26 protein-coding genes are annotated in these 23022 nt (G+C 69.9%); 20 read left to right on the top strand and 6 right to left on the bottom strand.

What is annotated here, in order from left to right; genetic code table 11:
- The first annotated feature begins 245 nt into the window (after nucleotides 1-245).
- The 4 genes from smc to D8Y23_RS09530 all read left to right on the top strand — a co-directional run bounded on the left by smc (nucleotide 246) and on the right by D8Y23_RS09530 (nucleotide 5652).
- On the top strand, nucleotides 246-3773 hold the full coding sequence (smc, locus tag D8Y23_RS09545) for a chromosome segregation protein SMC (protein WP_128217913.1): 3528 nt from the start codon (nucleotides 246-248) through the stop codon (nucleotides 3771-3773).
- Between the two features lie 4 nt (nucleotides 3774-3777).
- Nucleotides 3778-4650 (top strand): signal recognition particle-docking protein FtsY, encoded by an 873-nt coding sequence (gene ftsY / locus D8Y23_RS09540; RefSeq protein WP_128217912.1) that lies wholly within the window; start codon nucleotides 3778-3780, stop codon nucleotides 4648-4650.
- Nucleotides 4651-4720: 70 nt separating this feature from the next.
- On the top strand, nucleotides 4721-5221 hold the full coding sequence (locus D8Y23_RS09535) for a DUF2004 domain-containing protein (protein WP_128217911.1): 501 nt from the start codon (nucleotides 4721-4723) through the stop codon (nucleotides 5219-5221).
- Between the two features lie 2 nt (nucleotides 5222-5223).
- A complete protein-coding gene (locus D8Y23_RS09530; RefSeq protein ID WP_128217910.1) occupies nucleotides 5224-5652 on the top strand; it encodes an MSMEG_6728 family protein in 429 nt (142 codons plus the stop codon).
- Nucleotides 5653-5665: 13 nt separating this feature from the next.
- Here the strand turns inward: D8Y23_RS09530 and D8Y23_RS09525 are convergent, their stop codons facing one another.
- The 4 genes from D8Y23_RS09525 to lipB form a co-directional block, all read right to left on the bottom strand.
- Nucleotides 5666-5995 (bottom strand): hypothetical protein, encoded by a 330-nt coding sequence (locus tag D8Y23_RS09525; RefSeq protein WP_128217909.1) that lies wholly within the window; start codon nucleotides 5993-5995, stop codon nucleotides 5666-5668.
- The gene (locus D8Y23_RS09520) at nucleotides 5992-7170 is read right to left on the bottom strand and encodes an inorganic phosphate transporter (RefSeq protein WP_164878190.1); all 1179 of its coding nucleotides are present in this window, start codon (nucleotides 7168-7170) and stop codon (nucleotides 5992-5994) included. Before D8Y23_RS09520 ends, D8Y23_RS09525 begins: the two co-directional genes overlap by 4 nt.
- 123 nt (nucleotides 7171-7293) lie before the next feature.
- Nucleotides 7294-8328, bottom strand: coding sequence for a lipoyl synthase (lipA, locus tag D8Y23_RS09515; protein WP_128217908.1), 1035 nt, complete (start codon nucleotides 8326-8328; stop codon nucleotides 7294-7296).
- Nucleotides 8325-8963: a lipoyl(octanoyl) transferase LipB gene (gene lipB / locus D8Y23_RS09510; RefSeq protein WP_128217907.1), complete on the bottom strand. Its 639-nt coding sequence runs from the start codon at nucleotides 8961-8963 to the stop codon at nucleotides 8325-8327. Before lipB ends, lipA begins: the two co-directional genes overlap by 4 nt.
- Nucleotides 8964-9027: 64 nt before the next feature.
- Between lipB and D8Y23_RS09505 the strand changes: the two genes are divergently transcribed.
- Nucleotides 9028-9573: a TetR/AcrR family transcriptional regulator gene (locus tag D8Y23_RS09505; protein ID WP_128217906.1), complete on the top strand. Its 546-nt coding sequence runs from the start codon at nucleotides 9028-9030 to the stop codon at nucleotides 9571-9573.
- Nucleotides 9574-9610: 37 nt separating this feature from the next.
- Nucleotides 9611-11155 (top strand): signal recognition particle protein, encoded by a 1545-nt coding sequence (ffh, locus tag D8Y23_RS09500; protein WP_128217905.1) that lies wholly within the window; start codon nucleotides 9611-9613, stop codon nucleotides 11153-11155.
- Nucleotides 11156-11184: 29 nt separating this feature from the next.
- On the opposite strand, the gene D8Y23_RS09495 is transcribed toward ffh, so the two are convergent.
- On the bottom strand, nucleotides 11185-12348 hold the full coding sequence (locus D8Y23_RS09495; RefSeq protein WP_128217904.1) for a glutamate--cysteine ligase: 1164 nt from the start codon (nucleotides 12346-12348) through the stop codon (nucleotides 11185-11187).
- A gap of 189 nt (nucleotides 12349-12537) precedes the next feature.
- Here D8Y23_RS09495 and rpsP point away from each other — a divergent pair, with 189 nt between their 5' ends.
- From rpsP to D8Y23_RS09470, 5 genes are read left to right on the top strand one after another with little or no spacing between them, the layout of a single operon-like run.
- The gene (gene rpsP, locus D8Y23_RS09490; RefSeq protein ID WP_128217903.1) at nucleotides 12538-12951 is read left to right on the top strand and encodes a 30S ribosomal protein S16; all 414 of its coding nucleotides are present in this window, start codon (nucleotides 12538-12540) and stop codon (nucleotides 12949-12951) included.
- A gap of 5 nt (nucleotides 12952-12956) precedes the next feature.
- Entirely contained in the window at nucleotides 12957-13187 is a 231-nt protein-coding gene (locus D8Y23_RS09485; protein ID WP_063257548.1) for an RNA-binding protein, read from the top strand.
- Complete coding sequence (rimM, locus tag D8Y23_RS09480; protein WP_128217902.1) at nucleotides 13187-13873, top strand: ribosome maturation factor RimM; 687 nt, start codon at nucleotides 13187-13189, stop codon at nucleotides 13871-13873. Before D8Y23_RS09485 ends, rimM begins: the two co-directional genes overlap by 1 nt.
- Before the next feature lies 1 nt (nucleotide 13874).
- Entirely contained in the window at nucleotides 13875-14564 is a 690-nt protein-coding gene (gene trmD / locus D8Y23_RS09475) for a tRNA (guanosine(37)-N1)-methyltransferase TrmD (RefSeq protein WP_128217901.1), read from the top strand.
- A 20-nt stretch (nucleotides 14565-14584) separates the two neighbouring features.
- On the top strand, nucleotides 14585-14980 hold the full coding sequence (locus tag D8Y23_RS09470; RefSeq protein ID WP_128217900.1) for a hypothetical protein: 396 nt from the start codon (nucleotides 14585-14587) through the stop codon (nucleotides 14978-14980).
- A 10-nt stretch (nucleotides 14981-14990) separates the two neighbouring features.
- Here the strand turns inward: D8Y23_RS09470 and map are convergent, their stop codons facing one another.
- Nucleotides 14991-15773 (bottom strand): type I methionyl aminopeptidase, encoded by a 783-nt coding sequence (map, locus tag D8Y23_RS09465; RefSeq protein ID WP_128217899.1) that lies wholly within the window; start codon nucleotides 15771-15773, stop codon nucleotides 14991-14993.
- A 92-nt stretch (nucleotides 15774-15865) separates the two neighbouring features.
- Here map and D8Y23_RS09460 point away from each other — a divergent pair, with 92 nt between their 5' ends.
- From D8Y23_RS09460 to D8Y23_RS09420, 9 genes are all read left to right on the top strand, one after another.
- On the top strand, nucleotides 15866-16357 hold the full coding sequence (locus D8Y23_RS09460) for an MFS transporter permease (RefSeq protein ID WP_128217898.1): 492 nt from the start codon (nucleotides 15866-15868) through the stop codon (nucleotides 16355-16357).
- Between the two features lie 158 nt (nucleotides 16358-16515).
- Nucleotides 16516-16863, top strand: coding sequence for a 50S ribosomal protein L19 (gene rplS / locus D8Y23_RS09455; RefSeq protein WP_076491715.1), 348 nt, complete (start codon nucleotides 16516-16518; stop codon nucleotides 16861-16863).
- A 196-nt stretch (nucleotides 16864-17059) separates the two neighbouring features.
- Complete coding sequence (lepB, locus tag D8Y23_RS09450) at nucleotides 17060-17800, top strand: signal peptidase I (protein ID WP_128217897.1); 741 nt, start codon at nucleotides 17060-17062, stop codon at nucleotides 17798-17800.
- Nucleotides 17797-18450, top strand: a complete 654-nt coding sequence (locus tag D8Y23_RS09445; protein WP_128217896.1) for a ribonuclease HII — start codon at nucleotides 17797-17799, stop codon at nucleotides 18448-18450. The genes lepB and D8Y23_RS09445 overlap by 4 nt, the downstream gene beginning before the upstream one ends.
- Nucleotides 18451-18516: 66 nt before the next feature.
- A complete protein-coding gene (locus D8Y23_RS09440; protein WP_128217895.1) occupies nucleotides 18517-18840 on the top strand; it encodes a DUF2469 family protein in 324 nt (107 codons plus the stop codon).
- Between the two features lie 93 nt (nucleotides 18841-18933).
- Entirely contained in the window at nucleotides 18934-19296 is a 363-nt protein-coding gene (locus D8Y23_RS09435) for a YraN family protein (RefSeq protein ID WP_128217894.1), read from the top strand.
- Nucleotides 19293-20816: a YifB family Mg chelatase-like AAA ATPase gene (locus D8Y23_RS09430; RefSeq protein ID WP_128217893.1), complete on the top strand. Its 1524-nt coding sequence runs from the start codon at nucleotides 19293-19295 to the stop codon at nucleotides 20814-20816. The genes D8Y23_RS09435 and D8Y23_RS09430 overlap by 4 nt, the downstream gene beginning before the upstream one ends.
- Before the next feature lie 38 nt (nucleotides 20817-20854).
- Nucleotides 20855-21970, top strand: a complete 1116-nt coding sequence (gene dprA, locus D8Y23_RS09425; protein ID WP_128217935.1) for a DNA-processing protein DprA — start codon at nucleotides 20855-20857, stop codon at nucleotides 21968-21970.
- Nucleotides 21971-22024: 54 nt separating this feature from the next.
- Nucleotides 22025-22927 carry a tyrosine recombinase XerC gene (locus tag D8Y23_RS09420; RefSeq protein ID WP_128217892.1) on the top strand — a complete coding sequence of 301 codons (903 nt, stop codon included), beginning with the start codon at nucleotides 22025-22027 and terminating at the stop codon, nucleotides 22925-22927.
- Nucleotides 22928-23022: the final 95 nt, after the last annotated feature.

The raw sequence follows: 23022 nt of genomic DNA, 5'->3' as shown, positions 1-23022 counted from the left end.
GTAACGGCGGTGAAGCCGGTGGCGGTGAAGCCGGTGATGGTGCGAATCATGGGAGTGACCTCCTCTCTCAGTCGGTTGCGACCACCGACGTTAGCGAAGGCATCCAGCGGATGTCAAGCGAAGATTCAGGAATGATGGTCACCCGGGCGAGTCGGCGTCCGCGCGAACGGCCAGCCACCGCGGGATTCCGCGGGTCGTCGGGTAGCGTGAGGCGGAAGTCCACCGGGTCGGGAAGGCGCATCCGCATGCACCTGAAGAGCGTCACGCTGAAGGGGTTCAAGTCCTTCGCGCAGTCGACGACGTTCGCTCTCGAGCCGGGCGTCACCTGCATCGTGGGGCCGAACGGCTCGGGGAAGTCCAATGTGGTGGACGCACTCGCGTGGGTGATGGGCGAGCAAGGGGCGAAGACCCTCCGCGGCGGCAAGATGGAGGACGTCATCTTCGCCGGCACCTCGACCCGCGGTCCTCTCGGACGCGCGGAGGTGCAGCTGACGGTCGACAACACCGACGGCGCGCTCCCGATCGACTACACCGAGGTCACGATCAGCCGCACGCTGTTCCGTACCGGAGCCAGCGAGTACGCGATCAACGGTCAGACGTGCCGTCTGCTCGACGTGCAGGAGCTGCTGAGCGACTCGGGCCTCGGCCGGGAGATGCACGTGATCATCGGCCAGGGGCGGCTCGACACCGTGCTGCAGGCGTCGGCGGAGGAACGGCGCGGCTTCATCGAGGAGGCCGCCGGCATCCTCAAGCACCGCCGCCGCAAGGAGAAGACGGTCCGCAAGCTCGAGGCGATGGAGACCAACCTCACCCGGTTGAGCGACCTCGCCGGGGAGTTGCGTCGACAGCTGAAACCCCTCGGCAAGCAGGCCGAGATCGCCCGGGAGGCGGCCACCATCGCCGCGGTCGTTCGTGACGCGAAGGCGCGGCTGTTCGCCGATGAACTCGTGAGCCTGCGGCGCGAGCTCGCCGACGCCGCGGCGGCCGAGAGCGAACGCCACACCGAGCGGCTGATGCTGCAGGACCAGGCGGACGGCATCCGGCACAAGGTCGAGCGACTCGAGGAGGAGCAGCGTTCGGAGGCCGTCGACCGCGCACGACGCGTCGCGTTTTCCCTGGAGCAGGTGCAGGAGCGCCTTCGCGGGCTGTACACGCTCGCGGGCCAGCGTCTGACGCTGCTCGCCGATGACGAGGGCGACAGCTCTACTGCCGTGCCGACCGTGACGCAGGCGACGATCGACGACCTTCGCACCGAGATCGACGACATCGCCGGCGGTCTCGGTGACGCCCAGGATGCCGCGGCGGACGCCGCCCGCGGAGTCGCACGTGCCCGCGCCGAACTCGACGCATTGGACACGGACATCGCCGCGCAGAGCGCGCTGGTGTCCGAACACGACATGAAGCTCACCGCACTGCGCGGTTCCGCCGAGGCGGCGGCGTCGGGACTGGCCGCCGTCCGCGGAGCCGTCGACCGACAGCAACGGGCTCTGGATGCCGCACGCGAGCGCCTCGCCGAGGCCGAACAGGCGCGCGCCGACCTCGATCCCGACGTGACGCCGGAGGAATCGACGGCGGAGCACGCCGCGGCGTACGAGCGCGCACAGCGCGAGACGAACGAGACCGAGACCGAAGTGTCTGGCATCCGTGACCGTCTGCACGCCGCGGAGCGCGAACGCGACGCGCTCACCGCACAGACCGCGGCCCTCGGGCGCGCGTTGGATGTGCGCAATGCGGCGGCGGATCTCGCGGGGAGCGGAGGCGACGGCATCCGTGGACTCGTCGGCGATGCTGTGAAGGTGACCGCGGGGTACGAAGCCGCGATCGCCGCGGTCCTCGGGTCCCTGGCCGAAGGGCTTCTGGTCGATGACGGCGCGGCGGCGTTCGCGGCGGCCCGGGCCGCGCGCGAGGGTGATCTCGGCGTCGTCGAGATCGCGATCGCCGACGCACCCGACGCGGGGGAGACGACTCCGATCGAGGGCGCCGTCCGTGCGGTCGAGGTCGTCTCGGCGCCCGCGGGGGTGCGCGGCGTCCTGGCCGGCGTCTGGATCGTCGACGACATCGCTGCCGCGGAGGTCGTGCGCCCGGCGCTCGAGTCCGCGTCGCCGGGAACGGCCGTCGTCACGCGCGACGGCGAGGTCGTCACCGCCCGCACGGTGCGTGCCGGCTCGGGCTCGGGACGGTCGCGTCTCGAACTCGCCGCCGAACGTGATGCGGCCGCTGATCGACTCGCTGAGATCACCGTGGTGGCCGACTCCCTCCGGGAGGCCCTGGGCGACGCGCAACAGACGTTGACGGACGCTCGCGCGCGAACCAAGGACGCGCTCGCGACCCTCCGCGCTCACGACGCCGCCCTGGCGGCCCACGCCGAAAGGCTGAACCGCGTCACCGTGCGGTTTGAGGCGGCGGTCGCGGAGTGCGAGCGGCTCGAGGCCGGCCTCGCGCAGGCGCAGGCCGCCGTCGCCGAGGCCGAGGAGCACGCCCGCCTGGCGGACGAGACGCTCGCCCGGGCGCTGGAGGTGCCCCGTCCCCTGCTCGACGCGTCCGCGCGCGAGGGCATGGTGGCCGATCTGGAGGAGGCGCGCGAGGGCGAGATGCGGGCGCGGCTCGACATCGAAACCCTGCGCGAGCGCGTCCGTGCGGGGGAGGCCCGCATCGTTCAGCTGGAACAGCAGCGCGAGCGCGAGCGGTCCGCCGCGGCTGCGGCTGCACGGCGCGCGGTGATCCGCCGGGCGCAGCGCGAGATCGCAGCCGAGGTCGCGGGGGCGCTTCCGGCGCTGCTCGACTCGGTAGACCGGTCGGTCAGCCAGGCACGGGTCGAGCTCGCCGCAGCCGAGTCGGCCCGCTCCGCCGTCACGGCCGGCCTGGCCCGCGCTCGAGCGGACGAGAACTCTGTGCGGGAACGCCTCGCGCGCCTGACCGAGAGCGTCCACGGCCTTGAGCTGCAGATGCACGAGAAGCGACTCCACGTCACGAGCCTGCTCGAGCGCGTGCAGTCGGAGCTGTCGCTCGACGAAGACATTCTCGTTTCGGAATACGGACCCGACCAGGCCATCCCGGTCGGCGACGGTGACGCCAGCGAGCCCTTCGATCGCGCGGCACAGAAACGTCGACTTCAGGAGGCCGAGCGGAAACTCGCCCAACTCGGCCGCGTGAATCCGCTCGCGCTCGAGGAGTTCGCCGCGTTGGAGCAGCGTCACGCCTTCCTGACGGAACAGCTCGCCGATCTGCAGCAGACCCGCACCGACCTGCAGACGATCATCGCCGAGCTCGACGATCGGATGCAGACGATCTTCGTCGCCGCTTTCGAGGACACGCGCGCAGCCTTCGGCGAGATCTTCCCGATCCTCTTCCCAGGGGGAGCCGGCAGCATCTCGCTCACCGACCCGGACAACCCCCTGACGACAGGGATCGAGGTCGCGGTACGCCCCGTCGGCAAGAAGATCGAGCGGCTCTCGCTCCTCTCGGGCGGGGAGCGGTCGCTGGCTGCGGTGGCGTTCCTCACGGCCATCTTCACGGCGCGCCCGAGCCCGTTCTACATCCTCGACGAGGTGGAGGCGGCGCTCGACGACGCGAACCTCGGTCGCCTGCTCGGGGTGTTCGAGAAGCTGCGTGAGAGCAGCCAGCTCATCGTCATCACGCACCAGAAGCGGACGATGGAGATCGCGGACGCGCTTTACGGCGTGTCCATGCGTCAGGACGGCGTGTCGGCGGTGGTCGGCCAGCGCGTCGGCGATCGCGCCCGCGCGACGGCGGAACCGGCCCCCGTAAGCTGAGGGAATGGCTGAGAACTCCTGGTCGCTCGGCCGCGCGCTGCGCGGGCTGTTCGTCAAACCCACGATCGACGAGACCACGTGGGACGACCTGGAGACGGCATTGCTGACGGCCGACTTCGGCCCCGACGTCACCGAGCGTCTGGTCGACGAACTACGCGAGAAGGTCGACCGCTACCGCACGACCGACCCACGCGATCTCCAGCGCATGCTCCGCGAGACCCTCGAGGAGCACTTCGCCAAGTTCGACACGACGCTGCGCCTCACCGAGCGCCCGGCGGTCGTGCTCGTCGTGGGTGTCAACGGCGTCGGCAAGACCACGACGATCGGGAAGTTCGCGAAGTTCCTCCAGCGCTACGGCCGCAGCGTCGTGGTCGGCGCGGCGGACACCTTCCGGGCCGCGGCCGTCGACCAGCTCGCGACGTGGGCCGAACGCGGGGGAGCCACGATCGTTCGCCCCCAACAGGAAGGCCAGGACCCGGCATCCGTCGCCTTCCAGACCGTCGCGCACGCGAAAGAGACGGGCACGGAGATCGTGCTCATCGATACGGCGGGACGCCTGCACACCAAGGGCGGCCTGATGGACGAGCTCGGCAAGATCAAGCGCGTCATCGAGAAGCAGGCCCCGATCAGCGAGGTCCTCCTCGTTCTGGATGCCACGACCGGGCAGAACGGCCTGATGCAGGCCCAGGCCTTCCTCGACAGCGCCGGGGTGACCGGGCTCGTCCTCACCAAGCTGGACGGGTCGGCGAAGGGCGGCTTCGTCCTGGCGGTCCAGGAGCGCACCGGCATCCCCGTCAAACTGCTCGGCCAGGGCGAGGGCATCAACGATCTCACGGGCTTCACGCCCCACGTCTTCGCCGCCTCGCTCGTCGACTAGGCCCATACCGCACGCAGCGGCCCTGGCGGGTCGCCTTCCGTGCGGAGGGTCGGGCTGGTTTCATGGGGGGATGGCGATCGAGCACGACTTCTTCGGACTCCTCGAGTCAGGACCCGACGGGTCGATCTTCTGGTCGGAGAACGTGGAGTTCGGCGACCAGAGCGTCACGGTCGATCTCACCGCCCCCGACCAGGACGACGTGTCGATCGACGCGCTCGACGTCGCCGCGGCGATGATCTCGTCGCTCGAGACGATCGACCTCGCCGCCCGGAACGCCATGGTCAACGAGCTCGACGACCGCACCAGCGAGGTGACCGAGTACATCCTGCAGCAGCAGGCGACCCTCGGCGATGAGCTGAACGACTTGCTCTCCGACCCCTCCGGAGACACGCACATCGACGTGATCAAGTCGCTGCAGTTGATGAGCATGACGATCCTCGCCGACGAGCACGGCGGCGCTGATCCCTTCGCGGTCCTCGAATACGCGCTCGACCCCGACTCGACCGATGACGTGCTCCTGGTCAACCTCGCATCCGACGGGCAGGTGCAGTCGGTCACCAGCGCCGACTGATCGTGCAGACGTTCCTTCCCTACCCGTCGTTCGTCGACTCCGCCGACGCGCTGGACAGCCGCCGACTCGGCAAGCAGCGCGTCGAGACGTTCCAGCTCCTGCGTGCGCTCACGATTCCCGACCACGGGTGGCGCCACCACCCCGCCGCGAAGATGTGGGACGGGCACCTGCCCGCCCTGGTGTCGTACGGGCTGGTCATGACCGATGCCTGGATCGCGCAGGGCCGCGCCGACACTGTGCGGGAGAAGATCCTCGCCTTCGCGCCGGATGTCGACGCACGACCGCAGGGTGAGCTGGACCTCCCGCCGTGGCTGGGCGACGAGGCCTTTCACCTGGCGCACCGGTCGAACCTCGTCCGCAAGGATGCCGAGTTCTACCGGCCCCGCTTCGGCGACGTCCCCGACGACCTTCCCTACGTCTGGCCGGTGTGAGTGACGTTCCTCGTCAGTGCCCGTGGAACGCGGGGATGACGAGGTAGACGCCGACGAGAACCGCGGCCGCGAAACCGGCGAAGCAGGCGAGGCCGCCGATCGTCGATGCCATCGGTCGTGGGCGGATCCGGTCGGTCACGACCGCGTCGGCACCCTCCGGATCCCCGTCGCCCGCGACCTGGATGTCCGGTGCGCCGACGGCGAGCAGGCGGATGCCGGCGGTGTACAGCCCCACGATGAGGAGTGTCGCGACGAGGCCGACGACGAAGACGAGACCGATCGAGCCCCACTCCACGCCGAGCCATCCGGCCGCTGAAGCCTGCATGTGTACGAACCGGTTCATGCCCGTCCTCCTTCTCGCTGCGTGGTCAGGCGCCGACCCGCGTGATCGGCGTCCAGCGATTCATCGTTGACGTTCTCGGCCGAGACGGGCTTGCGGCGGGCGAGCGCGAACAGCCCCGCGCATGCACCGAGGCCGACGACGAGAACCCCGATCAGGCCGACGGCGCTCGCGCCGGCCACCCAGGCCGCGAGCCCGCCGACGAGGGCGGCCGCCGGCAGCGTCACGACCCAGGCGAACGCGATCCGTGCGACCACGTTCCAGTGCACGGAGGCGAGACGTCTCCCGAGCCCCGAGCCGACCACGGCGCCCGAAGTCACCTGCGTCGTCGAGAGGGGGAATCCGAGGGTCGACGAGATGAGGATGGTGGATGCCGCGCTCGTCTCGGCCGCGAACCCCTGGGGCGGTCGCACGTCGGTGATGCGCTTGCCCACGGTCCTCATGATGCGCCACCCCCCGAGGTAGGTGCCCAGGGCGATGGCCAGACCCGCGCCGAGGATGACCCAGAACTGCGGGGCTGTTCCTGCCTCCTGGTATCCCGCGACGATCAGCGTCAGCGTGATGACGCCCATGGTCTTCTGTGCGTCATTGGTTCCGTGCGCGAGCGAGACCAGGGACGCGGAGACCGTCTGGCCGTGTCGGAAGGCGGTCGTGGAACCGGCCACACGCGCCATCCTGGTGACCCGGTAGACGAGGTAGGTGGCGACGAGCGCGACGGCGCCGGCGATGAAGGGGGAGAGGAGCGCGGGCAGGACGATCTTGGAGACGACGCCGCCCCACTCGACCGCGGAGAAGCCCGCGCCGATGACGGCGGCGCCGATGAGCCCGCCGAAGAGCGCGTGGGTGGAACTGGACGGGAGGCCCAGCCACCAGGTGAGGAGGTTCCACAGGACCGCGCCCATCAGGCCGGCGAAGATCATGGGCACCGTGATGCTCGGGAGTCCTCGATCGTCCTGGGCGAGGATGCCCTCGGAAACGGTCTTCGCCACGGCGGTGGAGAGGAATGCTCCGACGAGATTCAGAACGGCGGAGATGAGCACGGCGACCTTGGGCTTCAACGCGCCCGTGGCGACGGAGGTCGCCATCGCGTTCGCGGTGTCATGGAAGCCGTTGGTGAAGTCGAAGAAGAACGAAAGGCTGATGACGAGGAGGACGGGAATGAGGACGGCGAGGTCCACCGGATGCTCCGTTCGAGAGGTGTTTCCCACGTGCGGTCGGATGACCGCGCGTCAGGCTAGACCTCGAAAGCGAACGAAGAGGGAGCTTTCCCGAGAGGTGGGGACAGGTCTACTCTGCGTCGTTCACACCGCCTGGGCGAAGCCGGCGTCGGCCGCCGCGATGTCCTTCGCCAGGTGCGCGAGGTGCGGCGGGATCTCCCGACCCTTCGACACCATCGACTGCGCCCACAGGCGGCCCGCGCGATAGGAGGAGCGCACCAGGGGCCCGGCGAGCACGCCAAGGAATCCGATGCGCTCGGCCTCCTCCTTGAACTCGACGAACTCGGCGGGCTTGACCCACCGCTGCACGGGCAGGTGCCGCGGTGTGGGGCGCAGGTACTGCGTGATCGTGATGATGTCGGTCCCGGCCTCATGCAGGTCGTTCAGGGCCTGCACGACCTCCTCGGGTTCCTCGCCCATTCCGAGGATCAGGTTCGACTTCGTGATGAGTCCCGCGTTCCGCGCGGCGGTCAGTACCCCGAGCGAACGCTCGTACCGGAATGCCGGTCGGATGCGTTTGAAGATGCGCGGCACCGTCTCGACGTTGTGCGCGAACACCTCGGGTCGCGCCGAGAAGACCTCGTCGAGCAGTGCGGGATCTCCGGAGAAATCGGTCGCGAGGATCTCGACGCCGGTACCCGGGTTCTCGGCGTGGATGCGCCGCACGGTCTCGGCGTGCAGCCACGCGCCCTCGTCGGGCAGATCATCGCGAGCGACACCGGTGACCGTGGCGTAGCGCAGTTGCATGCGGGAGACGCTCTCCGCGACGCGGCGCGGCTCATCCTTGTCGTAGTCGGCGGGCTTGCCGGTGTCGATCTGGCAGAAGTCGCAGCGCCGCGTGCACTGCGAGCCGCCGATGAGGAACGTCGCCTCGCGGTCCTCCCAGCACTCGAAGATGTTGGGGCATCCCGCCTCCTGGCAGACCGTGTGGAGCTCCTCGGTCTTCACGAGATTCTGCAGCGCCGTGTACTCGGGGCCGAGGCGGGCCTTCGTCTTGATCCACTCGGGCTTGCGCTCGATCGGGGTCTCGGCGTTGCGGACCTCGAGCCGCAGGAGCTTGCGCCCGTTCGGAGCGGTGGATGCCGCGCCCCCGGCGCTGCCGGTCCCGCAGGCGCTCACGCGGCCACCGCCGCGTACTCGGCGCGGAAAGCGTGTTCGACGCTGTCGACGATGTCGGCGGGGGAGACTTCGGCACCGAGGACCTCGCTGAGCGTGGTCACTCCGGCATCCGTGATTCCGCAGGGCACGATGCCTCGGAATCCGGCCAGGGAGTTGTCGCAGTTGACCGCGAACCCGTGCATGGTGACACCTTTCTCGACGCGCACGCCGATCGCCGCGACCTTGTCGACGCCGAGCGGGCGACGCACCCACACGCCGCTGCGCCCCTCGACGCGGAAGCCCTCGACGCCGTGCGTCGCGAGGGCGGAGATGAGCAGGCCCTCGAGCCGCCGGACGTGGGCCACGACGTCCAGGGGCTCGGGGAGTCGGACGATGGGGTAACCGACCAGCTGCCCCGGACCGTGCCACGTGATCTTGCCGCCGCGATCGACATCGATGACTGGGGTTCCGTCGGTCGGGCGTTCGTGCGCTTCGGTGCGCTTGCCCGCGGTGTAGACCGACTCGTGCTCGAGAAGCAAAAGCGCGTCGGGTCGCGTCCCCGTGAGGACCTCCGCATGGATCGCGCGCTGGAGTTCCCAGCCGCTCAGGTACGGCACGTAGTCAGGGGCGAGCCCCACGCGAAGGATGTCGAGCATCAGCGCTCCCGTTTGTTGGATTGCGTCCAAGAATACATAACAGCGGGCCTCCTAGGCTGTCGGCATGGCCACCGAATCGCGCACCGGACGTCCGCGCGCCTCATCGCGCGAGGTGCTGTCGGAAGCGGCCTGCGAACTGTTCCTCGAGAAGGGCTACGACGCGACGTCGGTGTCGGACATCACGCGTCGAGCCGGCGTGAGCCGCTCGAGCTTCTTCAACTACTTCTCCGCGAAGAGCGACGTGCTGTGGTCGGGTCTCGACGCGCGGGTCGACACCGCGGTCACCGAGCTCCGGGGCGGCGGTGACGTGCGGGACGTGCTCCGGGCCATCGGCGACGGACTCGCCCCCGACGCCCTGGCCCTTGCGATCGTAAACGCGGATGCCATGGGGATCGGCGCCGAGCTCGACCGCGACCGGGCGATCCGCCAGTTCCGCCTGCAGCGCGAGACCGCGGCGCGACTGGTGCGCGACGGCGCCGCCCCGCTGGGTGCGCAGGTGCGCGCGGGCGCCCTCGCGGCGGCCGTGCTCGCCGCGGTCTGGGCCTGGGCCGACCACACGGCCGGGCGTTCCCTGACCGAGACGCTGTCGGAGGCTCTGGCCACGGCGTGAGGTCGGGGCATCCCGAGCCGCGTAAACTCGTCCCATCATGGCGACTTTCGGCACCCTCTCCGACCGGCTCACAGAGACCTTCCGCAATCTGCGCAAGAAGGGCCAGCTCACGCCGGCCGACGTCGACGGGACGGTCCGCGAGATCCGGCGCGCCCTCCTCGACGCCGACGTGGCCCTGCCCGTCGTCAAGGAGTTCACGGCGGCCGTGCGCGAGCGCGCCCTCGGAGACGAGGTCAACCGCGCGCTGAACCCCGCGCAGCAGGTCGTGCAGATCGTCAACGACGAGCTGATCGGCATCCTCGGCGGCCAGCAGCGCCGTCTGCAGTTCGCGAAGAACCCCCCGACCGTCATCATGCTCGCCGGTCTCCAGGGGTCGGGCAAGACGACGTTCGCGGGCAAGCTCGCGAAGATGCTCGAGAAGGACGGCCACACGCCCCTCCTCGTCGCCTGCGACCTCCAGCGCCCGAACGCCGTGAACCAGCTGCAGGTCGTCGCCGAGCGGGCGGGCGCCGCCATCTACGCTCCCGAACCCGGCAACGGCGTCGGCGACCCCGTGAAGGTCGCCCGTGACGGTGTCGCCTACGCCACGCGCCAGCAGCACGACATCGTCATCATCGACACCGCTGGTCGCCTCGGCGTCGACGCCGAGCTGATGAAGCAGGCCGCCGACATCCGCACGGCGACGCAGCCCGACGAGGTGCTGTTCGTCATCGACGCGATGATCGGTCAGGATGCCGTGAACACGGCGAAGGCGTTCCAGGACGGTGTCGACTTCACCGGAGTCGTGCTGTCCAAGCTCGACGGTGACGCTCGCGGTGGCGCCGCGCTGTCCGTGGCATCGGTGACGGGGCGTCCGATCATCTTCGCGTCGACGGGCGAGGGTCTCGACGACGTCGAGGCGTTCCACCCCGACCGCATGGCATCCCGCATCCTCGACCTCGGTGACATCCTCACCCTGATCGAGCAGGCTCAGCACGCGTTCGACGAGGCCGAGGCGATGAAGGTCGCCGAGAAGCTGGCGACCGAGAGCTTCACCCTCGAGGACTTCCTCGAGCAGATGCAGCAGATGAAGAAGATGGGCTCCATGAAGAAGATGCTCGGGATGCTCCCGGGCATGGGGTCCATGAAGCAGCAGCTCGAGGACTTCGACGAGCGCGAGATCGACCGCACCGAGGCGATCATCCGGTCGATGACGGTGGCCGAGCGCCGCAACCCCAAGATCCTCAACGGTTCGCGCCGCCTCCGCATTGCGCGCGGTTCGGGCATGACCGTCACCGACGTGAACCAGCTCGTGCAGCGCTTCGAGCAGGCCGCGAAGATGATGAAGACCGTCGCGCGGGGCGGTGTGCCCAGCATCCCGGGCATGGGTCCCGTCGGCGGAAAGCCGGGCGCTTCGTCGAAGCGCGGCAAGCAGCAGAAGGCCAAGGGGTCGCGCTCGGGCAACCCGGCCAAGCGCGCGGCTGAGAACGCCGGCATCGCCGCCGCGGCGCCGGCGACGGGTTCCGGTTTCGGCCTCGGCGGTCAGAAGGCGCCGAGCGAGGCCGACCTCGCGGAGCTGCAGAAACTCCTCGGCCGCGGCTGAGTCCTTCGCCTACGCGCACGCGCCGTGCGTCACACCCGCAGGGCCGCGAGATGCTCGCGCAGCGTGGGTCCGCCCCGGAACTCGCGGATGAGGTGCTGCACGACGGCGCGGAGGTCGCCGTCCGCGGCCTCGGCCACGGCGATCTGACGGGCGGAGCTGCCGCCGGTCGCGAGGATCGTCTCGAGCCCTGCGAACTCGCGCGCGCACTTGAGTTCGACGGCGATGTCGGCGAGCTCCTCCATGGTCGTCCGGAGGTGATCGCGCACAGGCAGCTGGGTTCCCTCGCGGTCGACGATGACGCGGGCGTCGAGTCCGTAGCGAGCGGCCCGCCACTTGTTCTCGCGGGCGTACCACGGAGGGATGCCGGGCAGGTCCCCGCCCGCGTCGAGGATGCGCGAGAAGTGCTCGACGAGGGTCTGCGCGAGGGCGGCGACGGCGGCGAGCTCCGGCAGCGTCGACATCCCGTCGCACGCGCGGATCTCGACGGTGCCCCACCGCGGCGCCGGTCGGATGTCCCACCGCACCTCGCTGGCATCCGCCATCACACCGGTGCGGACCATGTCGTCGAGATAGTCCTCGAACTCCGCCCAGTCCTTCAGCTGCCACGGCAGTCCGGCGGTCGGAAGCTGCTGGAACACCAGTGCACGGTTGCTGGCGTAGCCGGTGCGGTCGCCCGCCCAGAAGGGGCTGGATGCCGAAAGCGCCTGCAGGTGGGGGAGGAACACGGTCAGCGCGTTGACGATCGGGATGACCTTCTCGACGTCATCGACACCGATGTGCACGTGGATGCCCCAGATCATCATGTTGCGGCCCCACCACTGGGTGCGCTCGATGAGGGTGTGGTACCTCGTCTTGTCCGTGACCTGCTGGTCGTACCACTGCGCGAAGGGGTGGCTGCCGGCGCACAGCAGCTCCACGCCGCGCGGCTCGGTCTGCTCGCGCAGCGCGCCGATGGCATCCGCGATGTCGTCGACCGCCTCGGCGACGGTGTGCCCCACGCCGCTGGTGACCTCCACGGTGTTGGTGAGCAGTTCACCGGTGACCGTGAACCGCTCGTGCGCGGTGGCCTCCTCGACGAGCTCGAGGATCTCGGGCGCGCGCGGCACGAGATCGCCGGTCTCGCGGTCCGCGAGCATGAGCTCCCACTCCAGTCCGACGGACGAACGCGCGGACGGTGCGAACGGGAGCCTCATCCGGTCAGTCTGACACGACGACACCGACGACGGCTGGTTCGCTACCCGCCGCGTCATCTGGCAGAATAGAGGGTCGGACCAGGTGCTCGACCCTCTATCCAGCGCCGGTCCTCCTCTTTGAGCTTCCGCCGGGTGTGCACCCCACGCTCCAGGCGATCGGTTCGTTCCCTTCCCACCACAGGAGAAATCGTGGCTGTCAAGATCCGTCTCAAGCGTCTCGGCAAGATCCGTGCGCCGTACTACCGCATCGTCGTCGCCGACTCGCGCACCAAGCGCGACGGTCGTGTGATCGAGGAGATCGGCAAGTACCACCCGACCGAGGAGCCCTCGTTCATCGAGGTCGACTCGGAGCGCGCCCAGTACTGGCTCGGCGTCGGCGCTCAGCCGACCGAGCAGGTGCGCGCCATCCTCAAGCTCACCGGCGACTGGGGCACCTTCAAGGGCGACAAGGACGCGAAGTCCACCGTCAAGGTGCGCGAGCCCAAGGCCGCCTTCGAGGCCGACGCCTCGAAGAAGTCGGTCGTCAAGCCCAAGGCCGAGAAGAAGGCCGACGAGGCTCCGGCCGCCGAGGCGCCCGCCGCCGACGAGACCTCGGCAGAGTAATTCCCGTGCTGTCCGCCGCGCTCGAGCACGTCGTCAAGGGGATCGTCGATCACCCGGATGCCGTGACCATCCGTTCCGCCACGTCGCCCCGCGGCGAGGTGCTGGAGGTTCGCGTGCACCCCGATGACCGGGGTCGCGTGATCGGGCGCGGCGGTCGCACCGCCAAGGCGCTGCGCACGCTCATCACGGCCCTCGCCGACGGGCAGCGCGTCCGCGTCGACGTCGCCGACGACTGATGTCGGCCGGCGACGCCGCGGGCGCCCAGCCCGCCAAGACCCAGCTCCGTGTGGGCCGCCTGGTCAAGGCCCACGGCCTCAAGGGTGCGTTCAAGCTCGAGCTGTACACCGATGACCCCGAGGGACGCTTCGTCCCCGGCAGCACCTTCACCCTTCAGGTTCCCGAGACCTCGCCGTGGCACGGCCGCGAGCTGACCGTCCGCGAGTTCCGCTGGATGAACTCTCACCCCGTCGCGTTCTTCGAGGGTGTCGACGACCGCACGGCCGCGGAAGAGCTGGTGAAGGCGATCCTGTGGATCGACCAGGACACCGAGTCCGCGCCCGCCGAAGAAGACGCCTGGTACGACCACCAGCTCGTCGGACTCGATGTCGTGCGCGATGGCGCGGTCATCGGCCGGGTCGTCCGCGTCGACCACTTCCCCGCCCAAGACCTTCTGATCGTGCGTCCGACGGGGCGCGGCGAAGACGCCGACGTTCTCGTGCCGTTCGTGAGCGCGATCGTGCCCGAGGTCGACGTCGAGGGTGGCCGGGTCGTGGTCACGCCCCCGGCGGGCCTCTTCGAGGAGCTTCCGGGCGACGACGATGCACCGCGGGAGGAGACGGCATCCGACGACGATGCTGACGGCGCCGACCACGCGTCCGACGAGGATGCGACCGACGGGGCCGCTGAGACTCCCGAGGACTGACGTGCGCATCGACGTCGTCTCGATCTTCCCGACGATCTTCGACGCTCTCGAGGTCTCGTTGCTCGGGAAAGCCCGGCAGTCGGGGCTTCTCGACGTCCGCGTCCACGATCTCCGTGACTACACGCACGACCGGCACCGTACCGTCGACGACACCCCGTACGGCGGCGGCGCCGGCATGGTGATGAAGCCCGAGCCGTGGGGCGAGGCGCTCGACGACGTCGTGCGCGACGCCGCGGCATCCCCGGTCATCGTCTTCCCGTCGCCGGCGGGGGAGCGCTTCACGCAGAAGATCGCCCGCGAGCTCTCGACCGAGGAGCACCTGGTGTTCGGATGCGGCCGTTACGAGGGCATCGACGAGCGGGTGTTCGACTACGCGGCGGATCTCGGACGCGTGCGTCTGCTGAGCCTCGGCGACTACGTGCTCAACGGCGGGGAGGTGGCGGTCATGGCGATGGTCGAGGCCATCGGGCGCCTGATCCCGGGCGTCGTGGGCAACCCGGAGAGCCTCGTCGAGGAATCGCACGAAGACGGCCTCCTCGAATACCCCTCCTTCACCAAACCCGCGGCGTGGCGGGGACGCGACGTTCCTCCCGTGCTCCTGAGCGGCAACCACGGTGCCGTGGCCGCGTGGCGGCGCGAGCAGCAGCTCGAGCGCACCCGAACGCGGCGCCCGGACCTTCTGGACTCCTGACGTCGCGCTAGGGTACGCGCGTGCCTTTCGCTCTCGTTCTCACCGTCGTGCTGGCCGGCCTCGCCGCATTCCAAGCGGCTCTGGCGGCGGGAGCGCCCTGGGGCACCCTCGCCTGGGGTGGTCAGCATCGGGTGCTGCCCGTGAGGCTGCGCGTCGCCAGCGCGGTGTCGATCCTCGTGTACCTGCTGATCGACCTCATCGCGTGGACACGCGTCGGTGCCCTGAGGCTGTTCCCCCCGCCGGTCGCCGAGGTGGCGATGTGGGTGATCTTCGGGTATTTCAGTCTCGGCATCCTGATGAATGCGGTGTCCCGCAGCCCGGCGGAGCGCTACACGATGGTCCCGGTCGCGCTCGTGCTCGCCGTGTCGAGCTTCTTCATCGCTCTGGGCTGGGGAGCCCTCGCGTACGCCGTATGAGATCGGACGGTCAGTCGACGCCGAGGAACGAGCGATCGGTCAGCACGACCGGCCCGTCGGCGGTGATCGCGATGGTGTGTTCGGAGTGAGCGCCGCGTGAACCGTCGGCGCTGCGCAGCGTCCAGCCGTCCGGGTCGGTGACCAACTCGTCGGTGGTCTGCAGGAACCACGGCTCGAGCGCGAGCACGAGACCGGCGCGCAGGGGGTAGCCGCGGCCGGCCTTGCCGTTGTTCGGCACGTGCGGGTCGCCGTGCATCGTGCGACCGACGCCGTGCCCCCCGAAGTCGGTGTTGATCGACAGCCCGTCGGCGTGCGCGATCGAGGCGACCGCCGCCGAGATGTCGCCGATCTTGTGGCCGACGGTGGCAGCGTCGATCGCCGCGGCGAGAGCGCGCTGCGTCGTGTCGATGAGCGCGAGGTCCTCGTCGCGCGGGGTGCCGACGACGAACGAGACGGCCGAGTCGGCGACCCACCCGTCGACGGAGACGGCGAAGTCGAGCGAGACGAGGTCGCCGTCGCGCAGGGCGTAGTCGTGGGGCAGCCCGTGCAGGACCGCGTCGTTGATCGAGGTGCACAGCACCTTGCCGAAGGGGCTCGCCCCGAACGACGGGTGGTAATCGATGTAGCACGACTCCGCCCCGGCGGCGCGGATCATGTCGTGGGCCCGGCGGTCCAGTTGCAGGAGGTTGGTGCCGACCTTCGTCTCATCGCGCAGCGTCGCCAGGACTTCCGCGACGAATCGGCCGGCCGGGCGCATGGCCTCGATCTCGGCGGGGGTGCGCAGTTCGATCATCGGTGGTTCCCTTTCCTCGAACCTCCATTCTCTCCGATCGGCGCGTTCGGCGTTCAAAGCCGTCGCACAACTGGCCGCCGTAGCATCGGGTCATGGTGCTGCGCCGTTCGTTCCTCCACTGGCTCTTCCCGGCCGCCGTCGTGCTGCCGCTCTGGCTCTTCGTCGGGTGGATCGTGTTCAGCGGCGGGAGCGGCTGGGCGCTGCTGTGGTTGCTGATCGCCGCGCCGGCGGTCTTCGTCACGCAGATCCTGGTGTCGCTCATCGTCCGCGGTCGCGGGTCGGTGCGCACCGCGCGCGCCGCGTCGTGGCGCGACGTCATCGGGATCGGCCTGTGGCACGTCGTGATCGTGGCATTGGGCTTCTACGACGGCCGGGTGTTCTTCCCTCTGCTCGTGCTCAGCGTCGTGGGGGCGTTCGTTCTGCTGTGGTCGTCCCTCGCGCAGCTGTGGAACGAAGCGCGCGGCGGCATCGCTGTCCTGCACACCACCGACGGCACCGGCTACATCCCGCCGACGCGGGAGCAGCCGCGGCCGCGGGTGGAGGGCGAGGTCATCGTGATCACGGAGAAGCCCGCGGCACCGTAGCCCGGTTTGGTCGGTGTGTCCGTCCGTGGCAGAATAGGCGTTTGTGCCCTGACCGGCTCTGCCTCAGGGGAGTCCGCCGCCTCCGCGGCTCGGGCACGCTCCCTCTTTTCCCCTTTTATCGTGCGATCGACCTGTGGCGGTCGCAGGAAGTGACGATCATGCAGATCCTCGACTCCGTCGACGCGGCTTCGCTGCGCTCCGACATTCCCGTCTTCGGCCCCGGTGACACCGTCAAGGTGCACGTGAACATCACCGAGGGCAACCGCTCGCGCATCCAGGTGTTCCAGGGCGTCGTCATCGGCCGCTCGGGCGACGGCGTGCGCGAGACCTTCTGCGTCCGCAAGGTCAGCTTCCAGGTCGGCGTCGAGCGCACCTTCCCCGTGCACAGCCCCGTGATCGACCACATCGAGGTCGTCACCCGCGGTGACGTGCGTCGCGCGAAGCTCTACTACCTGCGCAACCTGCGTGGCAAGAAGGCCAAGATCAAGGAGAAGCGCGACCGCTGAGTCCGCCTCCCCGAACGCCCCGCGATCCGTCGCGGGGCGTTCGTCGTCTCCGGGCCCCGGGAAGTGGCATCCGGATGCCGATGGCGGTGCGAATTCACAGCCGCAGGGTGCCGTGTGCCGTTCGGTGGGCCGGAGGGAATGTGCGAGGCTTGTCGGGCGGTCTTCCGGTGTGCGGTGAGCCCGGCGAAGGATCAACATGAGCGACGAGACCGCATCTCCCCCGACTTCGGCTCCGGCCCGTCGACGGCGCGGAGTCCTGACGTTCCTGCGCGACGTGGTGGTCATCCTGCTGATCGCGTTGCTGGTGTCGTTCCTCGTCAAGACGTTCGTGGTGCGGTCGTTCTACATCCCGTCGGCATCCATGAACAACACCCTCCTGCAGAACGACCGCATCCTCGTCGATGAGCTGACGCCGCGATTCGGCGACTACTCGCGCGGCGACGTGGTGGTGTTCCGCGATCCGGGCGGTTGGCTGCCCTCGACGACCCAGCCGCCGCGCCCGCCCCTCGTGGAGGCGACGGACTGGGTGCTCTCGCTCGTGGGTCTCGCGGCCCCCGACAGCGACGACCACCTCATCAAGCGTGTCATCGGCACCCCCGGCGACCACGTCGTGTGCTGCAACGCCCTCGGCCAGACCGAGGTCAACGGTGTGCCGATCGTCGAGTCGTACGTGAAGCTCGCTCCGGGGGCCACCGCCCCTGAGCCGGTGCCGTACGACATCACAGTCCCGCAGGGGTCGTTGTGGGTGCTCGGCGACAACCGCAACAGCTCGAAGGACTCCCGCTACAACCAGGAGCAGCCCGGCAAGGGCTTCGTCCCGATCGACAACGTCGTGGGACGCGCGTTCCTCATCACGTGGCCGTTCGACCGCTTCGGCGCAATCGATTTCCACCACGAGGTGTTCGCGGGGGTGCCGGCACCGGAGTCGGCGCCGTGATCGAACCGACCCTCACGCTGGAGAGGCGCCTGCTCAAGGAGCACGCGCTCATCATCGCGTGCGACGAGGTCGGGCGCGGGGCCCTCGCGGGCCCGGTCGCGGTCGGTGCGGCCGTGGTCGACCCCGCGCGGTCACGCAAGCGCGTGCCGTTGGGCCTCCGTGACTCCAAGCTGGTCCCCGAGGCCCGCCGACCCGATGTGGCCGCCCGCGCAGCGGCGTTCGTGCAGCACAGTGCCGTGGGGTGGGCGAGCTCGGAGGAGATCGACGAGATCGGCATCATCCGCGCCTTGGGCCTCGCCGCGGTTCGTGCAATCGCCGACCTGCGTGCGCACGGTGTCGTCCCCGAGGATGCGCTCGTGATCCTCGACGGCAACCACGACTACATCACTCCGGCCGGTGAGAGCGGTCTTCGGGTGAAGCCGATCATCAAGGCCGACCGTGACTGCGCGAGCGCCGCCGCGGCATCCGTCATCGCCAAGGTCGCCCGCGACGCCGTGATGACGGGCCTGCACGACGAGCTGCCCGCCTACGGCTGGGCGCGCAACAAGGGGTATGCGAGCCTCGACCATCGCGAAGCGATCGGTGTGCACGGCATGAGCGTGCACCACCGGCAGTCGTGGGCGATCGCGCCGGCGCCGACGCTGTTCTGAATGTCTGCGGCGTGAGCGTCGCGGCCGGTCGGCGCGGGCGCCTGTCGCGCCTAGGATGGGAGAACCATGGATGACGACGTCTTCGAGGACTACGACCGCGAACTCGAACTGGCCCTGTACCGCGAGTACCGCGACGTGGTCTCGCAGTTCCAGTATGTGATCGAGACCGAACGCCGGTTCTATCTCGCGAACGATGTCAATGTCGTCCGCCGCGACACCGAGCACGATTTCTACTTCGAGATCTCGATGACCGACGTGTGGGTGTGGGACATCTACCGCGCCGACCGTTTCGTGAAGTCCGTCCGGGTTCTGACGTTCAAAGACGTCAACGTCGAAGAGCTCACGCGCCGCGACTTCCAGCTGCCCGAAGAGCTCTCGCTCGACAACTGACGGTTCCTCCCCAGGGACCCTTCTTCCGGGCCCGTCCCCGGATCGCGCTTTTCGCCCGGCGGTGCTCGGGTCCCGGATGCCACGCTCTCGGGCATGGCAGCGAAAGACGACTTCGGGCGAGCCGGTGAAGAACGGGCCGCTCGCCACCTGACCGCGAACGGTTTCCGCATCCTCGATCGCAACTGGCGGTGTGCGCAGGGCGAGCTCGACATCGTCGCCGAGACCGCGGGCATGCTCGTCGTGGTGGAGGTGAAGACCCGGGCGAGCGAGGCGTTCGGGCACCCGTTCGAAGCCATCGACCGGCGGAAGGCGCAACGGCTGTGGCGCTTGGCGCTCGCGTGGATCGCCGTCCATCCCGATGAGGCCAAGGGACGACATCTGCGGCTGGATGCGATCGCATTGACCGGTCCCGACCCGCGGACCGCGCGACTCGAGCATCTCGAGGACGCGTTGTGACCGTCGCGCGGACGTGGGCGGTCGCTCTGACGGGCATGCGCGGTGACCTGGTCGAGGTCGAGGCGGATCTTTCCCCGCAGACGCCGGAGTTCGCGATCATCGGTCTTCCCGACAAGGCCCTGGGTGAGGCGGGTCGACGCGTGCGGAACGCCTGCACGAACCGCGGACTCGAGCTCCCGAAGCGCCGGCTGACGGTGAACCTCTCACCGGCCAGCCTTCCGAAACGCGGGTCGGCCTTCGACGTCGCGATCGCGGTGGCCGCTCTCGCGACCACCGGGATGATGGATGCCGCCCGCGTCGCCGACACCGTCCACATCGGTGAGCTCGGCCTGGACGGACGCTTGCGACCGGTCCCGGGGGTCCTGCCGTCCGTGCTCGCGGCGCACCGGGCCGGGCGATCGCGCGTGGTGGTGCCCGCGGCGAACGCGTCGGAGGCATCGCTCGTGGAGGGTATCGAGGTGCGCGCGGCGAGGTGCCTGGCCGAGGTTGTTCGCTGGCACGGCGGAGACAGTGACGCACCGGATCTCGAGCCGGTGCTCCCCGGCGACGTTCCCCGCCTTGCCGACGAGGCACTCGACCTCGCAGATATCCTCGGCCAACCTGACGCCGTCGATGCGCTGATCGTCGCCGCCGCGGGTGGACACCACCTCCTGATGAGCGGTCCACCCGGCGCGGGCAAGACGATGCTGGCCCGCCGGCTGCCCGGCATCCTCCCGGATCTCGACGACGAGGCGGCGCTGTCCGTCGCGTCGGTGCGGTCGCTCTCGGGCGAGGTCGTGACGCGCCTCAGCCGGACTCCGCCGTTCGAGAGTCCGCACCACGGCGCGAGCGCCGCCGCCCTGATCGGAGGCGGGTCGGGCGTTGTTCGCCCCGGAGCCATCGCCCGCGCCAGCGAGGGGGTGCTGTTCCTCGACGAAGGGGGCGAGTTCCCGGCCTCCGTGCTCGACGCGCTCCGTCAGCCGCTGGAAAGCGGAGTGATCCAGCTCCACCGCTCGGGGGTGTCGGCGACGTTCCCCGCGCGATTCCAGCTGGTCGTCGCCACCAATCCATGCCCGTGCGGGCAGTACGGCGTCCCTGGTGGCGTCTGCGAGTGCGCGCCGCAGGCGATCCGTCGCTACACGCGGCGTCTCTCCGGGCCGCTGCTGGATCGCATCGACCTCGATCTGCGATTGCAGCGCGTCTCGAACGCGCGTCGTGAGAGCGCGACCGCCGCGGTATCGACGCAGTCCGCGCGCGTCACCGTAGCCGCGGCTCGGGAAAGGGCCGCTCGGCGCTGGGCGAGGACGCCCTGGCGGCGAAACGCCGACGTTCCGGGGACCTGGTTGCGCGGTGCCGCGGCTCCGGATGCCGAAGTCCTCCGTCCCCTCGACACGGCCCTTCGCCGCGGCGCCCTCACCCTGCGCGGCTACGACCGTCTGCTTCGGGTCGCGTGGACGATCGCGGACATCGCGGGTCATGACCGTCTGCAAGCCGAGGACGTCGGACGGGCACTGTTCCTTCGACAGGGCAACGCGGCGTGAAGGGCGCGGAGCTGAACCCGGAGAACGCGGCGACGGTGATGTTCGGTCTGGGGCTGTCGGAGAACGCCGACGACCTCGAGGCTTACGCCCGCGTGTGCTGGTCCGTGCTCGCCGAGCCCGGGGACGGGGCGGCGGGCGACCTCGTGTCGCGGTTCGGAGCCGTCGAGGCGCTCCGCATCGCGGTGGCCGACGCCGACGATGAGTGGAACGCCGGTCGCGCGCGATGGCGGCCGCGCGCCGAGTCCGCCACAGTGAACTCTGCTCTCGCCTCGGCCCGGCGGTCCGGCGCGACTCTCCTGGTTCCGTCGGATGCGCAGTGGCCCACACGACTCGATGACCTCGGCGTCCACGCACCGCACGTGTTGTGGGTCAGGGGCGACCCGGGGAATCTCTCCGCGGGTCCGACGGTGGCGATCGTCGGAGCCAGAGCGGCGACGCCGTACGGCGAGAGTGTCGCCGCCGACCTCGCTGCGGACCTCGCGGCTGCGGGCGTGACCGTGGTCTCCGGCGCCGCGTACGGCATCGACGGCGCCGCCCACCGAGCGGCACTCGCCGTCGACGGAAGCACCGTCGCCTTCCTCGCGGGCGGCGTCGATCGCCCCTACCCGCGCGGGCACGAAGGGTTGCTGTCCCGGATCGCTTCGTCCGGCGCCGTCCTCAGCGAGACACCGTGCGGTGCGGCTCCGACGAAGTGGCGGTTCCTCTCGCGAAACCGTTTGATCGCGGCCGTGGCGGACGCCGTGGTGGTCGTCGAGGCGGGCCACCGCAGCGGTTCGTTGAACACCGCCGCACATGCGGCGCAGCTCGGCCGTGCCCTCGGCGCCGTGCCCGGACCCGTGACGAGCGCTGCCTCCGCGGGCAGTCATCGAGTGCTGCGAGAGTTCGACGGTGTCTGCGTGACGTCCGCGGCTGACGTGCGGGAGATGCTCGGTGCCGACACCGCCCCCGGGCAGCGCTCGCACGACCGGACGGATGACATGACGCGAATGATGGATGCCCTGTCCACCCGGGTGGGGCGAGATGCGGGGGACATCGCCCGGCGGGCGGGTTTCTCGGATGCCGGCGCCCAGGCGCTGCTCGGTCTCGCGGAACTCGAGGGACGTGTCGCGCGCGGAGAGGACGGACGGTGGCGCGCACGCCACCGAGAGGGATGAGTATCCGCGCGCGTCGATCCCCGGCCCGTCCGCATCGACCGGCAGTCTGGAGGCGTGCAGATCTCCGAGGCGATCGAGGGCTACCTGAGCCACCTCGCCGACGTGCGCCGCCTTTCCGCGGCGACGGTGCGGGCCTACCGGTCCGATCTGTCCGACCTCGCGCGAGCATCCGGAGACGCCGACCTCGACGAGATCGACGTCGAGACCCTCCGCGAGTGGCAGTGGGATGCCACCACCGCCGGGCTCAGCAAGGCCACCGCCGCGCGCCGCACGTCCGCCGTCAAAGGCTTCCTGTCCTGGGCGCGCGAGGAGGGCATGACGGACGTCGACCCCGCGCAGCGACTCGTCGCGCCCAAACGCGGACGTACGCTCCCGACCGTGGCGACGGCACCCGCCCTCAGCGAGGTGCTGACCGATGCGAAGGAGGCTGCGCGGGACGGCGACCCCATCGCGCTGCGGGATCACGCGCTTCTCGAGCTGCTGTACGGATCCGGCGCGCGTGTCTCGGAGATCTGCGGTCTGGATGTCGACGACATCGACCACGAGCGCCGAACCCTGCGAGTCCGGGGCAAGGGCGACAAGGAGAGGGTCGTCCCGTACGGGCGCCCCGCAGCCGAAGCCCTCCACGCGTACCTCGTCCGCGGGCGACCCGCCCTGTCCGCTCGGGGAGAGCACGCCGGTGCGGCGGTGTTCCTCGGTGTGCGCGGGGGACGCCTCGGTCCGCGCGCGGTGCATTCCGTCGTCTCCCGCACCGTCGCCCCGGCGGTCGGTGCGGACTCACTCGGGCCGCACGCCCTCCGCCATTCGGCCGCGACGCACCTGCTCGACGGGGGAGCCGACCTCCGATCGGTGCAGGAGATCCTCGGTCACGCGAGCCTCGGCACCACGCAGATCTACACCCATGTGTCCGCCGAGCGCTTGCGGGAGGCGTACCGTCTCGCCCATCCGCGCGCCTGACGCCCCCACCCGCGCGCCTGACCCTTTCGCGCGCCTGACGCGGCGTCACGCTCCTGACGCGGCGTCGTGCCGAGGTCAGCGGCACGCCTCGGCAG

It is taken from the genome of Microbacterium enclense (genome assembly GCF_004022425.1).
Classification (GTDB): Bacteria; Actinomycetota; Actinomycetes; order Actinomycetales; family Microbacteriaceae; genus Microbacterium; species Microbacterium enclense_A.
Note: the sequence above shows the minus strand (reverse complement) of the source record. Positions and strands in the feature narration are given on the sequence as shown.